The organism is Collimonas sp. (assembly GCF_039923675.1).
Taxonomy (GTDB): domain Bacteria; phylum Pseudomonadota; class Gammaproteobacteria; order Burkholderiales; family Burkholderiaceae_D; genus Collimonas.
The window spans coordinates 24,700-38,533 of sequence record NZ_JBDTCG010000095.1; the positions used below are offsets into that span (position 1 = coordinate 24,700).

Here is a 13,834-nt window from a genome sequence, read left to right on the forward strand (position 1 = left end):
ACGGTGAGGGATCAATGAAAATATTAAAAATAATTCTGTTCAGTCTCGCGTTACTTCATCTGCCGTCTACATGGGCAGAGGGCGTCCAGTCGGTACAGTCCGAACTTGATGCAAAGGCAACCCAGTTGATCAACGATGGGACGCGCCTTGTTCGGGAAAAAAAAGCTGCGGAAGCATTGGCCGAAAGCGAACAGGTAATCGCGCTTTACGAAGGAAAGTTCAATGATCCAAATATCAGATATTACAGCGCACGTTTCTCTACAGAATCGCTGATGTATCTTATGGAGGCAGCGAACAAGAAAGCGGGCTCTGCCTTGGTGGAATCGTCGAACTGGGCCTATGGCTATTTTCTGAAGGCTTACGCGTTGCAGGATATGGGGCGTATCGACGAAGCAAAGTCTGCTTTGCAAAGTGCGCTGGCGCTCTCGCCTCAGAATTCCCAATTCCATTCGGAGTTGGGAAACATATATGAGCGTGAAAAGAATTGGCCAATGGCCATGAAGGAATTTCAAGAGGCCGAAGAATCGGCGACCGGATTTTCTCCGCCCGAGCAAAAAAATCTCGACCTATCTCGTGCATGGCGCGGATTGGGTTTTGTCTATGTCGAACAGAATCGGCTGGATGATGCCGAGAAGATGTATAGGCAATGTCTGGATATCGACAAGAATGACACGAAGGCGATGAATGAGCTGCACTATGTGCAGAATCTCAGGGCCAAGCAAGGGAGCGCAGGTAGTCTTGCCGTTCCGGTCAATGCGACAGGCAGTACACAATCGAATAGCCAATCGGCGATTGATCCCGTCAAATTGTATGAAGCTTATTTTGCCACTTTCTTCGCAGCGACTGCCTGTCGTGGTCCGGACGATCCAAAGCTGGATGTCACTAATCTGGTGCTTGCCGGTAATGTGGCAGGCAACGAAACTGCGCGTCTTAATCCCGGCATGCAGCCGGCCGATGTCCGGAAAATGCTGGATGATCGTTTGGCTAAAGTGAAGGCGACGGTCGATGGGCAAATCCAGCGGGGTGGTTGTGATCAGCCTGGGATTAAATCGCTGGTTGAAAATTTTAAAAAAATCAGTGCTCGTCCAATGAGGCAAGCTGGTGCTGCACCTGGTATTCAATAAATAGGCTTTTCATCAGACTTATGGCGTAGAGCAAGGAGCAGCCATGCACAGTTTGACTAGATCAGTTTGAGAACGGCCAATTAATCTGGCGTTGACCAGCTAATTTTTCATTATTTTCCGACCGGGAGCGAAGATGCAACGACGCAGCATCCTGTGGACCATGTTTTCATCAATCGGTGCGGCCTCCGTCCTCGCCGCGACCACCTCGCGCGCCAATGCCGCCAATGTGGATAAAGCCAAAGTCGCCTATCACCTGAGCGAGCTTGATAAAACCGGTTTCGTGCTCGGCAACATCCAGAATCACTACGATGGCATGGGTGGTCCGGACAAGGTGAAAATTGCGCTGGTGATCCACGGCCCGGCGCTGAAGGCGTTCCATCTCGCGCAGGCAAGCCAGGATTTCAGCGCGCTTGTCAGCCAGTTGATAAAAATGGGGCTGGAAATGAGCGCCTGCATCAATACCATGAAAGCGCAGAACGTCGCGCTGAAAGACTTGCTGCCGCATTTCGGCGTGGCCGATAAAGGTGGTGTGGTGTTGCTGGCTGACCTGCAATCGCAGGGCTACGCTTATTTGCGGCCATGATCGGCCGCTCGGTAAGAAAGAAATCGACTCTGACCCTAATTGTTTTTTTGAAGTAGGGAGAAGAGCTGCTGTATAAAGGAAAAAGTTGTCAATCTGCCTCATAAATCCTGTTTTTATCCTGACAGATATACCGGCCTGCGCATATATCGACTATCAACAATCTGCTATTGAGCATATGGTCGATGTTGGGATTTTGCCTCGCTAAGCGGCTTGAAATCGGGGTTTCAGGGCGTTTAGCGACGCTGGCGCGGGGGATTTGATTCTCCTTGATAACAAGTTCGATTAGCCCTTATACTTCAAAGGTTTTAGCTTGTGCGTACAGGCAACATGATTGATGTCGATGGTGCATCATGATTAAGCGAGAATGGGACTTGCGGCGTAATTGCGCTATCGCGCCGCGCCAGCTTGGTTTTTTTTATGTCATCCTCTGTGCCACCTCGATGGCCGTTGCGCTTGGTTTTGCCTTGCGCGGGGCCTGGTTTGTTTTATTGTTCGCGGTGCTGGAGATGTCGGCAGTCGCAGCCGCGTTTTTGATCTATGCGCGGCATGCCACGGACCGTGAACACATCGCGATGCTGGATGATTATCTGCTTGTAGAACTGATACAAGCGCAGGAAGTTCGACAATTTAAACTGGATTTGCGTTCCATCCGGATTGCTGTGCAGGAGACCAAGAAGGGCCTTATCGGCCTGGAAGCACTAGGCACCCGGGTAGAAGTCGGTCAGTTTTTGACGGAATGGAAGCGGCGTGAGTTTGTGCGAGAGTTAAGGCAGGAGATACAGCGCAGATCATTGCCTGGTGGTTGATAAAATTATAATTTTGGGCTTTTGAGGAAATCATGGAATATGCGAAGCGCCTTACATCGTTGACGCTCGGTGCGTCGCTCCTGTCGGCAGCAATGCCTTCATGGGCGGTGGTCGATAGCCCGGGTGGTCCTAAAGTACTAGGGATGAACTTTCAACCGCCGGTAACAGAAATTGCGCAGCAAATTTACGATCTGCATAATTTGATGCTGATCATTTGCCTGGTTATTTTCCTGGCCGTGTTCGGAGTGATGTTTTACTCCATCCTCAAACACCGCAAATCGCTGGGCCACAAGTCGGCCAGTTTCCACGAAAGCACCGGCGTTGAAATCGCCTGGACCGTGATTCCGTTCCTGATCGTTATCGGTATGGCTTTGCCGGCCACCAAGACCGTGGTAGCGATGAAGGACACTTCCAATGCCGACATCACCATCAAGGTCACCGGCATGCAATGGAAATGGGGTTACGACTACCTGAACGGCGATGGCGCCGGCATTTCCTTCCTTTCCAACCTGGCTACGCCGCACGAACAGATCGTCGACTCCACCAAGGTGAAGAACGACAACTATTTGATCGAAGTCGATAATCCGATGGTGGTGCCGGTCAACAAGAAGATCCGCATCATCACCACTGCCAACGACGTCATCCACTCATGGACGATCCAGGCCTTCGGCGTCAAGCAGGATGCGATTCCCGGTTTCGTCCGCGACACTTGGTTCAAGGCAGAGAAGGTCGGCGTCTACCGCGGCCAGTGCGTTGAACTGTGCGGCAAGGACCACGCCTTCATGCCGATCGTGGTCAATGTCCTGAGCGACGCCGACTACAAGATCTGGGTCGATGGCAAGAAAAAGGAAATGGCTGCGCAGGCAGACGATCCGAACAAGACCTGGACCATCGACGAGCTGAAACAGCGCGGCGAAAAAGTGTACACCGCAAATTGCGCGGCCTGCCACCAGGCGACCGGCAAGGGTGTCCCTGGCGCCTTCCCGCCACTCGACGGCGATCCGATCGTGAACGGCCCGCGTGCTGCACAGATCAATGTGGTGTTGAACGGCAAAATCGACGGTGCGTTGCAAATGCCTGCCTGGAAAGCCGTGTTGTCGGATACCGAAATTGCTGCGGTGATTACCTATACCCGCAACAACTGGTCCAACAAGGCACAAGAAAATATTGTCCAACCGGCAGAAGTGCTGGCTGCGCGTAAATAAAATCAGGAGATTGAGATGAGCAGCACTACCGCAGTCGATCACGCACACGATCATTCTCACGACGACCACGCGCATGGTCACGAACATGAGCACCCGCACGGCTGGCGTCGCTGGCTATTCGCCACCAACCACAAGGACATCGGCACCCTGTACCTGTGGTTCTCGTTCACCATGCTGCTGTCAGGCGGCGTGCTGGCGCTGATGATTCGCACCGAGCTGTTCCAGCCCGGCCTGCAATTCTTCAAGCCGGAGTTTTTCAACCAGCTGACCACCATGCACGGTCTTATCATGGTGTTCGGTGCGATCATGCCGGCCTTCGTCGGATTCGCCAACTGGATGATCCCGCTGCAAATCGGCGCCTCAGACATGGCGTTTGCACGGATGAACAATTTCTCGTTCTGGCTGATGCCGCCGGCTGCGCTGTTGCTGCTGACGTCGTTCCTGGTGCCTGGCGGCGCGACCGCCGCCGGCTGGACTCTGTACGCACCGCTGTCGACCCAGATGGGCCCTGGCATGGACATGGCGATTTTCGCCATCCATATCATGGGTGCTTCGTCGATTATGGGTTCGATCAACATCATCACCACCATCCTCAACATGCGCGCGCCTGGCATGACGCTGATGAAGATGCCGATGTTCTGCTGGACCTGGCTGATTACCGCCTACCTGCTGATCGCCGTGATGCCGGTTCTGGCTGGCGCGATCACCATGACGCTGACCGACCGTCACTTCGGCACCTCCTTCTTTAACGCCGCCGGCGGCGGCGATCCGGTGATGTACCAGCATATTTTCTGGTTCTTCGGTCATCCCGAGGTGTACATCATGATTCTGCCGGCCTTCGGCATCGTCTCGCAGATCATCCCGGCGTTCGCCCGCAAGCAATTGTTCGGCTATGCATCGATGGTCTACGCTACCGCCTCGATCGCGATCCTGTCGTTCATCGTCTGGGCGCATCACATGTTCACCACCGGCATGCCGGTGACTGCCCAGCTGTTCTTCATGTACGCGACGATGCTGATCGCGGTGCCTACCGGCGTCAAGATCTTCAACTGGATCGCTACCATGTGGCGCGGTTCGATGACTTTCGAAACACCGATGCTGTTCGCGCTCGGCTTCATCTTCGTGTTCACCATGGGTGGCTTCACCGGCCTGATCCTGGCGGTGACGCCGATCGATATCCAGATGCAGGATACCTACTACGTGGTGGCCCATTTCCACTACGTGCTGGTGGCAGGCTCCCTGTTCGGACTGTTCGCCGGCTACTACTACTGGAGCCCGAAGTGGACCGGTTTCATGTACAACGAAACTCGCGGCAAGATCCATTTCTGGAATTCGCTGGTCTGGTTCAACGTCACTTTCTTCCCGATGCACTTTTTGGGTCTGGCCGGCATGCCGCGCCGCTACGCCGACTATCCGGCGCAGTTCACCGACTTCAACATGCTGGCGTCGATCGGCGCTTTCGGTTTCGGCCTGACGCAGGTCTACTTCCTGTTCTTCGTGATCATTCCATCGATCAAGGGCGGCAAGAAGGCAGCCGACAAGCCATGGGAAGGCGCCGAAGGCCTGGAATGGACAGTGCCTAGCCCGGCGCCGTTCCATACATTCGAAACGCCGCCGGTCTTTAAATAATGGCATTGGCGGGAAGCAGATTCCCGCCGGTTCTGCATGGATGTATAACGGGTAGCCAACGGGTAAGCAATATGAGTCAGCAGAAAAAACCGAATAACCTGCGTACCGGCTTGCTGGTGGGCTTGCTTGCCTTGAGTTTCTTCATTGCGATCTTCGTCAAGATGTTGTGGTTCAAATAGATGACCAATCCTGCGGATAACGATAGCGGTGCGAAGGTCGAATCAAGGAAGCTGAATTGGCAGATGCTGGGCAAGCTGATGGTAATCGCCGTCATGATGTTCGGCTTCGGTTATGGCCTGGTGCCGGTCTACAAGAAGATCTGCGAAATCACCGGCGTCAATTATCTGACGCCGAAGGATGGTACGGTGGAAGCGCCGGTCAATACCCAGGTCGACAAGAGCCGCACCATCACCATTGAATTCGACGGCAATTCGCAGGGGCCATGGCGTTTCCGGCCGACGGTCGGCAGCCTGCAGGTGCATCCGGGCGAAATGACCACGGTGATGTATGAGGTGGTGAACAAGCAGGCGCGCAAGATGGACGCCCAGGCGATTCCGAGTTACGCGCCGCAGCAGGCGGCGGCTTTCTTCAAGAAAGTCGAATGTTTCTGTTTTACCCAGCAGACTCTGGGCCCGAACCAGGCCAAGGAAATGCCGGTGGTGTTTTACATAGATCCTGCTATACCTAAAGATGTAACGGTGATCACGCTGTCGTACACGTTCTTTGAGATTGCAGGTCAGCCGGACAAGCCGACAAGTTAAGCGTCAACGCCAGGCCTAAGCAGGGGTATCAAATGTCGGATCTGAAGGAAGCAAGCCACCGTAAAGCCTCGTTTGGCGCCGCCATGAAGGCGGTCTTCTGGTCGTTTTTCGGTGTGCGCAAGAGAAAAGATTATGAAAGCGATGCGGCCGGGCTGAATCCGATCCATGTCGTTATCGCCGCTATCCTCGGCGTATTGATTTTTATCGGGATATTGATCACGATCGTGAAACTGGTGGTCGCCAAGTAACGCAAATAAGTGCAGCACAATAACTGACAGCAACTAATTATATTTGTATCGGGAGATGGCAATGAGTTCTCAACAAGGCAGTGCACCTTATTATTTCGTCCCTGGCCCGTCCAGGTGGCCGGTGCTGGGCGGCACGGCGCTGCTGGCAACGATGGCCGGCGCCGCTGCGTGGGTCAATAGCGTGGTGTGGGGCCCCGAGTTGTGCGTGATCGGCATCCTGTCGTTCCTGGTTGTGCTCTTCAAATGGTTCGGCGATTCCATCCGCGAATCCGAAAACGGCATGTACAGCGCCCGCATCGATACCTCGTATCGCTGGAGCATGAGCTGGTTCATTTTCTCCGAAGTGATGTTCTTCGGCGCATTTTTCGGCGCCTTGTTCTACGCCCGCAGCATCTCGATGCCATGGCTGGGCGATCTGGACAACAAGGTGCTATGGCCTGATTTTGCGGCGCACTGGGGCAACGCCGGGCCGGCCGGTACGATTGACCCGTTCACCACCATGGGGCCGTTCCCGATCCCGACCATCAATACCTTCCTGCTGCTGACTTCCGGCGTGACGCTGACGATTTCCCACCATGCGCTGCGCGCCGGCCACCGTGCCAAGACCGCTGCCTGGCTGTTCGCCACCATCCTGCTGGGCGCCACCTTCATGGGTTTCCAGGCGGCCGAATACATGGAAGCCTACTCCGAGTTCAACCTGAAGCTGACTTCTGGCATCTACGGTTCGACCTTCTTCCTGCTCACCGGTTTCCACGGCTTCCACGTCACCATCGGCGCCATCATGCTGTCGGTGGTGCTGTATCGCGTACTCAAGGGACATTTCACCCCGGACCACCATTTCGCCTTTGAAGGCGCGGCCTGGTACTGGCACTTTGTCGACGTTGTGTGGCTCGGTCTGTATGTAGTGGTGTACTGGCTGTAAAGCCGGTAGCAAGGCGGCGCCGGATTACGGCGCTTGTCTGCCTGGCAGCACAAGCGGCAGCGCATAAAAAAAGGCCACACTTCGGTGCGGCCTTTTTTACGACGGGTTCGGGAGTCTGGTTAGTCCGAGCGCTGTTAATGCAAACCGGTCGGCTGGATATAACCCAGTTTGTACAAGATCAGTATCATGAGAAACAATGCCACTGACAGGCCGACGCGCCAGGTCAGGGCCTGTACCGTGCGGTTGCTTTTGCCCTTGTCGCGCATCAGGAATATCAATGCGGAGGCGAGGCTGCCGAGGATCAGGATGAAGGCAATGGCGACAACGATTTTCATTTTTTTGCCGGGGGAAATGTTGACTAAGGCGATATTGTAATGCGGATTGACTCCAGTTCCGGCACCCGACGCAGATTCCGCTTCCGGCTGATACCGTTTGTGGCGACCGTATTGCTGGTGGCGCTCGGTATCGCGTTGGCACAATGGCAAACCCGGCGCGGCGACCAGAAGCAGCTGATTGAAAGCAAACTGCTGCAACGGGAATCCGAGCCGGTGTTGAGGCTGGGCGATGCCGCGGCCGATGTCGATCAGATTGAATACCGGCGTCTCGCGCTGCGCGGTGAATTTATTGGCGGCTGGCCGGTCTATCTGGATAACCGGCCGTTGAACGGCGTGGCCGGCTTCTATGTGCTGATGCCGTTCAAGATCGCCGGTTCGGATAGTTATGTCCTGGTGGCGCGCGGCTGGCTGCCGCGCGATCCGTCGGACCGTAGCAAGCTGCCGTCTTATCCGACGCCGGCCGGTACGGTCGAGATAGAAGGGCTGGCCAGGCGCGATTTCGGCCATGTCATGCAATTGGGCGATGCCAGCCCGCTGCAACCGCAAGCCATCGTGCAAAATCTCGGCATCACCGGATTTGCCGCAGCCAGCAAATTCAAACTACAGCCGTTCGTGGTCGAACAAACCAGCGACGCCGGCGATCATATGCAGCGCGCATGGCCGCGGCCATCGCTGGGGATCGAACGGCACCGCGGCTACGCGTTCCAGTGGTATGCGCTGGCCGCCATGGCCTTCATTTTTTTTGTTGTGACAGGATTTAGACGTGGATCAGAAAATACCAACAAGCCAGCCGATCAGCAATCCGGCTAATCCGGCCAATCCGCCAACTGCGGATGGCAAACAGCGCAAGAGCGGCCGCTGGAAACTGTTTGCGGTGATCGCCGTATGCGCGGCGCCCATGCTCGCTTCTTATTTCACGTATTACGTGATCAAGCCGCAAAGCCGCACCAACTATGGCGCGCTGATCGATCCGCGCGACTATCCGATTCCCGAATTAGGCAGCACCACGCTCGACGGCAAGCCTGAATCACTGGCTGCCTACAAGGGCAAATGGCTGATGGTGCAGGTCAACGGCAGCGATTGCCAAAAGGCTTGCCAGGACAAGTTGTTTGAAATGCGCCAGCTGCGCCTGATGCAGGGCAAGGAAATGGAACGCATCGAGCGCGTCTGGCTGATCACCGACGACCAGCCTTTGGAAACCATGGTGATGCGCGAATACGATGGCACCAAATTGCTGCGCGTCAAACCGGAGTTGCTGAAAGCCTGGCTGCCGGTCGAAGCAGATACCAGCGCTGCCGATCACATCTACCTGATCGATCCGCTCGGGCACCTGATGATGCGCTTCCCCAAGGATGCCGATCCGAACAAGGTTAAAAAAGACCTGTCCAAATTATTGCGCGCTTCGGCGATAGGATAAGCTTGCCATGACGAGTTTCCAATGACAGCAGCAGCGCTCGCCCAGCTCGGCAGCATGGGCATACTGGTTGCCATACTGGCGTTTTGCGTGGTGTGGGTTTCCAGCGATACCAATAAATACCGCAAGCTGGTGTGGGTCACGCTGTTCCTGACCTTCGACCTGATCATGTTCGGCGCCTTCACCCGGCTCACCGATTCCGGCCTCGGTTGCCCTGACTGGCCCGGCTGCTATGGCCATTCCAACCCGCTGCTGGCGCATGCCCACATTAGCGCCGCGCAAGAAGCCATGCCGTTCGGTCCGGTCTCGGTCAAGAAGGCCTGGATCGAAATGATCCACCGCTACTTCGCCATGGGCGTCGGCGTGATGATCATGGCGTTGATGGCGATCAGTTGGCTGCGCTGGCTGAAATCGAAGCATCGGCCGGCACAGCGGCTGGCGAAATTTTCACCGTGGTATCCGACCCTGCTGTTTTTGTGCGTCTGCCTGCAAGGCGCTTTTGGCGCTTGGACCGTTACCCAGAAACTGCAGCCGGTGATCGTTACCACCCACCTGATGCTGGGCCTGGCCTTGCTGGCGTTGATGGCTTGGCTGGGCGCGCATCAGAACGACCATGCGCCGGTAGCGGCGAGCGCCGCCAATCTGGTCAAGCCGGCCCTGATCGGTCTTGTCTTGCTGGTAATTCAGATCGCTCTTGGCGGCTGGGTAAGTACCAACTACGCCGCTTTGGCTTGTACCGACTTCCCTTTGTGCCACGGTGCGCTAGTGCCGCAGATGGATTTTGCCAACGGCTTTACATTGTGGCGTCATCTGGGCATGACCGCTGATGGCGAGTTTTTATCATTCCAAGCCCTCACGGCGATTCACTGGACCCATCGCAGCTTTGCCTTCGTGGTGATTACGTTCATCGTCTGGCTGGCATGGAAAGCGCTACGCACCGAGGGCTTGCAGAAAACCGGGCGCTGGCTGTTGATTGTTATTGGTTTGCAATTGTTGACCGGCTTGTCTACTATTTACTTTAACTGGCCGTTGGCAATAGCAGTGCTGCACAACGGTGGGGCGTCGGCGCTGCTGGTGCTGCTGGTCATGTTAAACTATAAGGCTAGACTTGCTCCCAACCTGCATGCTGTTTCGGGGGCGGGTAGCCATCCAGTAATTGTTGACCGCCTCAACCCGCACCCATGACTGCTTTGACCATACCACCCAATCGAATTTCCCAGTACTGGGCGCTGACCAAGCCGCGCGTGACGCAGCTGGCGGTATTTTGCGCGGTGATCGGCATGTTCCTGGCGACCCCGGGGTTGCCGGACTGGCAACGGGTGGTAGCTGCCACTATCGGCATCTGGCTGCTGGCCGGCGCCGCATTTGCCGTCAACTGCCTGGTCGAGCGCGAAATCGATTCACGCATGGCGCGTACTGCGCGGCGTCCTATGGCGCGGGGTGAGATTACTGTCAACCAGACGCTGGTATTTTCCGGCGTTATCGGTGGCGCCGGCATGTGGGTGTTGTACAACTTCGTCAATCCGCTGACCATGTGGCTGACCTTCGCCACTTTCCTCGGTTACGCCATTATCTACACCATCATCCTGAAGCCGGCGACACCGCAAAACATCGTCATCGGCGGCCTTGCCGGCGCCATGCCGCCGGCGCTGGGCTGGGCCGCGATCGCCAACGATGTGCCGATGCAGGCCTGGATCCTGGTGATGATCATCTTTGTCTGGACCCCGCCGCATTTCTGGGCGCTGGCCATGTACCGCCGCGACGACTACGCCAAATCCGGCTTGCCGATGCTGCCGATCACGCATGGCATGAAATTCACCCAATTGCAGATCTGGCTCTACACTATCGCCCTGGTAGCCACCACCATGCTGCCGTTTGCAGTCGGCATGAGCGGGCTGATCTACCTCGCCAGCGCGGCGGTACTGGGCGTGATTTTCCTATGGTATGCATGGCAGATCTATCAGCATTACACCGATCTGATTGCGCGCAAGACCTTCGCCTATTCGATCATCTACCTGTCACTGCTGTTCGCCGCTCTGCTGGTCGATCACTACCTCAAATTCTGAAAGCCAACATGAAGCGTATTACCCCCGTCGTCTCCCTGTTTGCCGGCTTGCTGATGGTGTTGTCGCTAGCGGCATGTGGTGACAAATCAGCCGGTAGCAGCCAGGAAATGACCCTGTCGCCAGCCAAGAGCGCGTTCAACAATACCGACGTCACAGGCCTCGGTTACGCCCGCGATTTTGCCCTGACCGACCATACTGGCAAGCCGCGTACGCTGGCCGATTACAAGGGCAAGGTGGTGGTGGTGTTTTTCGGCTATACCCAATGTCCCGACGTCTGTCCGACCACCATGGTGGAAATGGCCAATGTCTTGAAGCAAATGGGCCCGCTGGCGAGCAAGGTGCAGGTGTTGTTCGTGACGATCGATCCGGAGCGCGATACGCAAGAGCTGTTGTCCAAGTATGTGCCGGCTTTCGATCCGAGCTTTGTCGGCCTGTATGGCGATGCCGCAGCGACTGAAAAGGTAGCCAAGGAATTCCGCGTGTTCTATCAGAAAGTACCGGGCAAGACCCCTGGCAGCTACAGCATGGACCACACCGCCGGCAGCTATGTGTTTGATCCGGAAGGCCACATCCGCCTGTTCATCCGCCATGGGCAAGGACCGGAACCGGTTGCGCACGATTTGAAATTGTTGCTGCAATGATCTGTGGCGGCCTTACCGCCGGCGCGGACTAAAAAGGCAGGCCCGTTTGATTGCGGTCCTGCCTTTTGTATTTTGACAGCTTCAATCGCTGATGGTCTCCGGCATGTCTTCCATGAATCGGAGGCGGTCTTCGGCTATGGGCAAAAAACACGCTTCGCTGCGTCCAAACAGGCGATAGCGGTGGCGAGCTATCCAGCGATAAATGCCATCCCGTATAAAGGCCGGCAGCGGCCACATGATCCAGGCCAGCTTCCAGGGATATCCCAGTTGATGCAGCACCCTGAAAATCGCGGCGGTATGTTGATAGCTGCACGTGCCATCAACCAGCAACAGGGTTTCAAGCCTGGCGACGCTCAGACCGGCCTGGGCTAGCAACGCCGCGCCGGCGCTTGATTGCATCGAAGCAAACCGGAATACTCGGCGCCGGTCTCGCTTCAGCAAGAATTGCACCCAGGCTGAGCAAATCAGGCACTTGGCGTCGAACACGATAATCATGCTGCCGCCCGTACTTGTTCGAGATCCAGATAACCCCAATATTCGGCCAGTATCCCGACCAGCGGCAGAGTCGCCGCGACATTGAAATGCAGTTTGCCGTCGGCGCCGGTTTCCTCGGCCAATACGGCAGGCAACAGGAATTTCGGACAGGAAATTCCGCAAAAGGTGATGCGTTGGATGACCATGTGCAGCTGTCCCTGACGGGCGCTGAGTTGAAAGTGCAAATCCACCGGCCCTAAGCGCTCGACCAGGCCGCCAGATCTGATGTGCATCTGCGAGAGCATCGTCCTGCCGGGAAAGTGGCGGCGCCAGGTCTCTTGCCGGCTGTCCGCGTCCAGCTCAAACCGGAAGTCGGTTTCCGCTGTCGCTTCGGGGAGAGAGAATACCTTGCCGAACAGGCGGCCGATCGCGGTTTGCGGGCCTTTGATCGTGCATCGTCCAGGTAACGTGACCTGTCCGGCCAGGCTATGAAACAGTTGTAGTTCAGGCGCCAATGAATGGAAATCATCGGCCATTGCCTGGCGGTAGAGCGAGTCGGGAGAGCTCATGGGGCGTGTTTGCATGAAAGCAATAGTGTAGCACCCGCAGCAAAAATAAAGCTCCCTGAACCGTGTGGTTAGAGGGAGCTTTATCTGCTCTTGCCTATGCGACCAGCGCTGGTTGCTGTCGCCTTGCGCAAAGCTTGCTGATCAGGCAAATGCCGCCAGCGAGCCCTTCATCTTCTTCAGGGCCACCGCTTCAATCTGCCGTATCCGTTCTGCCGATACGCCAAACTCATCCGCCAGTTCATGCAAGGTAGCGCCGGAACCGTCGTCGTTGGCTAGCCAGCGCGCTTCGACGATACGGCGTGAACGCTCATCCAGCTTGCCTAGCGCAGACTCGATCCCTTCCGACTGCATGCGGTCATAGCGCTGCGCTTCCAGCACCTTGGTCGGTTCTTGCAATTCCGATGACAGATAGGCGATCGGCGCGAATTTATCATCGTCGTCGTCAGTCGGCGCATCCAGTGCGATGTCGCGCCCGGTGAGCCGCGTTTCCATTTCAATCACTTCTTCGCGCTTGACGTTCAAGGTCCTGGCCAAAGCGTCGACCTGCGACGGCGTCATCGCGTCCAGGCCTTCCTTATGGCTGCGCAGGTTGAAAAACAGCTTGCGCTGCGCCTTGGTGGTCGCAACTTTCACCAGACGCCAGTTTTTCAGAATGTATTCATGCATTTCCGCCTTGATCCAATGCATCGCATACGACACCAACCGTACGCCTTGATCGGGGTCGAAGCGTTTGACGGCCTTCATCAGGCCGATGTTGCCTTCCTGGATCAGGTCGGCGTGCGGCAAACCATAACCGAGATAGCCGCGGGCGATCGACACCACCAGGCGCAAATGTGAAAGCACCAGCTTTTGCGCGGCGCCAAGGTCGTTTTTATCACGCAATTGTTGCGCAAAAGAAATTTCTTCGTCATGTGTCAACATCGGCAGGCGATTCACTGCCGAGATGTACGCGTCAATATTCCCCAGCGTACCGGAAAAGCCGAGCGCCAGGGCATTGGTCTCGGTTGGCATTAAAGCAGTGTTGACTGATGGATTCTTCATTCTTTCTCCTTGCTGT

Annotated in this window: 17 protein-coding genes; 13 read left to right on the plus strand and 4 right to left on the minus strand. The window is 56.0% G+C overall.

The window, feature by feature from the left end; genetic code table 11:
• Positions 1 to 14 precede the first annotated feature (14 nt).
• The 8 genes from ABI171_RS20550 to ABI171_RS20585 all read left to right on the plus strand — a co-directional run bounded on the left by ABI171_RS20550 (position 15) and on the right by ABI171_RS20585 (position 7,278).
• A complete protein-coding gene (locus ABI171_RS20550; protein ID WP_348094424.1) occupies positions 15 to 1,124 on the plus strand; it encodes a tetratricopeptide repeat protein in 1,110 nt (369 codons plus the stop codon).
• Positions 1,125 to 1,257: 133 nt separating this feature from the next.
• Positions 1,258 to 1,707 (plus strand): DsrE family protein, encoded by a 450-nt coding sequence (locus tag ABI171_RS20555; RefSeq protein WP_348094425.1) that lies wholly within the window; start codon positions 1,258 to 1,260, stop codon positions 1,705 to 1,707.
• 350 nt (positions 1,708 to 2,057) lie between these two features.
• Entirely contained in the window at positions 2,058 to 2,513 is a 456-nt protein-coding gene (locus ABI171_RS20560; RefSeq protein WP_348094426.1) for a DUF2244 domain-containing protein, read from the plus strand.
• Between the two features lie 32 nt (positions 2,514 to 2,545).
• The gene (coxB, locus tag ABI171_RS20565; protein WP_348094427.1) at positions 2,546 to 3,718 is read left to right on the plus strand and encodes a cytochrome c oxidase subunit II; all 1,173 of its coding nucleotides are present in this window, start codon (positions 2,546 to 2,548) and stop codon (positions 3,716 to 3,718) included.
• 15 nt (positions 3,719 to 3,733) lie between these two features.
• A complete protein-coding gene (ctaD, locus tag ABI171_RS20570) occupies positions 3,734 to 5,347 on the plus strand; it encodes a cytochrome c oxidase subunit I (RefSeq protein ID WP_348094428.1) in 1,614 nt (537 codons plus the stop codon).
• A 179-nt stretch (positions 5,348 to 5,526) separates the two neighbouring features.
• A complete protein-coding gene (locus ABI171_RS20575) occupies positions 5,527 to 6,108 on the plus strand; it encodes a cytochrome c oxidase assembly protein (protein WP_348094429.1) in 582 nt (193 codons plus the stop codon).
• A gap of 32 nt (positions 6,109 to 6,140) precedes the next feature.
• Positions 6,141 to 6,356 carry a DUF2970 domain-containing protein gene (locus ABI171_RS20580; protein ID WP_348094430.1) on the plus strand — a complete coding sequence of 72 codons (216 nt, stop codon included), beginning with the start codon at positions 6,141 to 6,143 and terminating at the stop codon, positions 6,354 to 6,356.
• A gap of 61 nt (positions 6,357 to 6,417) precedes the next feature.
• The gene (locus ABI171_RS20585; RefSeq protein ID WP_348094431.1) at positions 6,418 to 7,278 is read left to right on the plus strand and encodes a cytochrome c oxidase subunit 3; all 861 of its coding nucleotides are present in this window, start codon (positions 6,418 to 6,420) and stop codon (positions 7,276 to 7,278) included.
• 134 nt (positions 7,279 to 7,412) lie between these two features.
• On the opposite strand, the gene ABI171_RS20590 is transcribed toward ABI171_RS20585, so the two are convergent.
• Positions 7,413 to 7,613 (minus strand): twin transmembrane helix small protein, encoded by a 201-nt coding sequence (locus tag ABI171_RS20590; RefSeq protein WP_348094432.1) that lies wholly within the window; start codon positions 7,611 to 7,613, stop codon positions 7,413 to 7,415.
• A gap of 39 nt (positions 7,614 to 7,652) precedes the next feature.
• On the opposite strand from ABI171_RS20590, the gene ABI171_RS20595 reads away from it, so the two are divergent.
• From ABI171_RS20595 to ABI171_RS20615, 5 genes are all read left to right on the plus strand, one after another.
• Complete coding sequence (locus ABI171_RS20595) at positions 7,653 to 8,423, plus strand: SURF1 family protein (protein WP_348094433.1); 771 nt, start codon at positions 7,653 to 7,655, stop codon at positions 8,421 to 8,423.
• A gap of 88 nt (positions 8,424 to 8,511) precedes the next feature.
• Positions 8,512 to 9,030 carry a cytochrome C oxidase subunit I gene (locus tag ABI171_RS20600; protein WP_348094543.1) on the plus strand — a complete coding sequence of 173 codons (519 nt, stop codon included), beginning with the start codon at positions 8,512 to 8,514 and terminating at the stop codon, positions 9,028 to 9,030.
• A gap of 21 nt (positions 9,031 to 9,051) precedes the next feature.
• Positions 9,052 to 10,212 (plus strand): COX15/CtaA family protein, encoded by a 1,161-nt coding sequence (locus ABI171_RS20605; RefSeq protein WP_348094434.1) that lies wholly within the window; start codon positions 9,052 to 9,054, stop codon positions 10,210 to 10,212.
• On the plus strand, positions 10,209 to 11,093 hold the full coding sequence (cyoE, locus tag ABI171_RS20610) for a heme o synthase (protein WP_348094435.1): 885 nt from the start codon (positions 10,209 to 10,211) through the stop codon (positions 11,091 to 11,093). The genes ABI171_RS20605 and cyoE overlap by 4 nt, the downstream gene beginning before the upstream one ends.
• A gap of 107 nt (positions 11,094 to 11,200) precedes the next feature.
• Positions 11,201 to 11,734, plus strand: coding sequence for an SCO family protein (locus ABI171_RS20615; RefSeq protein WP_348094544.1), 534 nt, complete (start codon positions 11,201 to 11,203; stop codon positions 11,732 to 11,734).
• 81 nt (positions 11,735 to 11,815) lie between these two features.
• Here the strand turns inward: ABI171_RS20615 and ABI171_RS20620 are convergent, their stop codons facing one another.
• The 3 genes from ABI171_RS20620 to rpoH form a co-directional block, all read right to left on the minus strand.
• Positions 11,816 to 12,229: a DCC1-like thiol-disulfide oxidoreductase family protein gene (locus ABI171_RS20620; RefSeq protein ID WP_348094436.1), complete on the minus strand. Its 414-nt coding sequence runs from the start codon at positions 12,227 to 12,229 to the stop codon at positions 11,816 to 11,818.
• On the minus strand, positions 12,226 to 12,777 hold the full coding sequence (locus ABI171_RS20625) for a DUF4166 domain-containing protein (protein WP_348094437.1): 552 nt from the start codon (positions 12,775 to 12,777) through the stop codon (positions 12,226 to 12,228). Before ABI171_RS20625 ends, ABI171_RS20620 begins: the two co-directional genes overlap by 4 nt.
• 141 nt (positions 12,778 to 12,918) lie before the next feature.
• On the minus strand, positions 12,919 to 13,818 hold the full coding sequence (rpoH, locus tag ABI171_RS20630; protein ID WP_348094438.1) for an RNA polymerase sigma factor RpoH: 900 nt from the start codon (positions 13,816 to 13,818) through the stop codon (positions 12,919 to 12,921).
• Between the last annotated feature and the right edge of the window lie 16 nt (positions 13,819 to 13,834).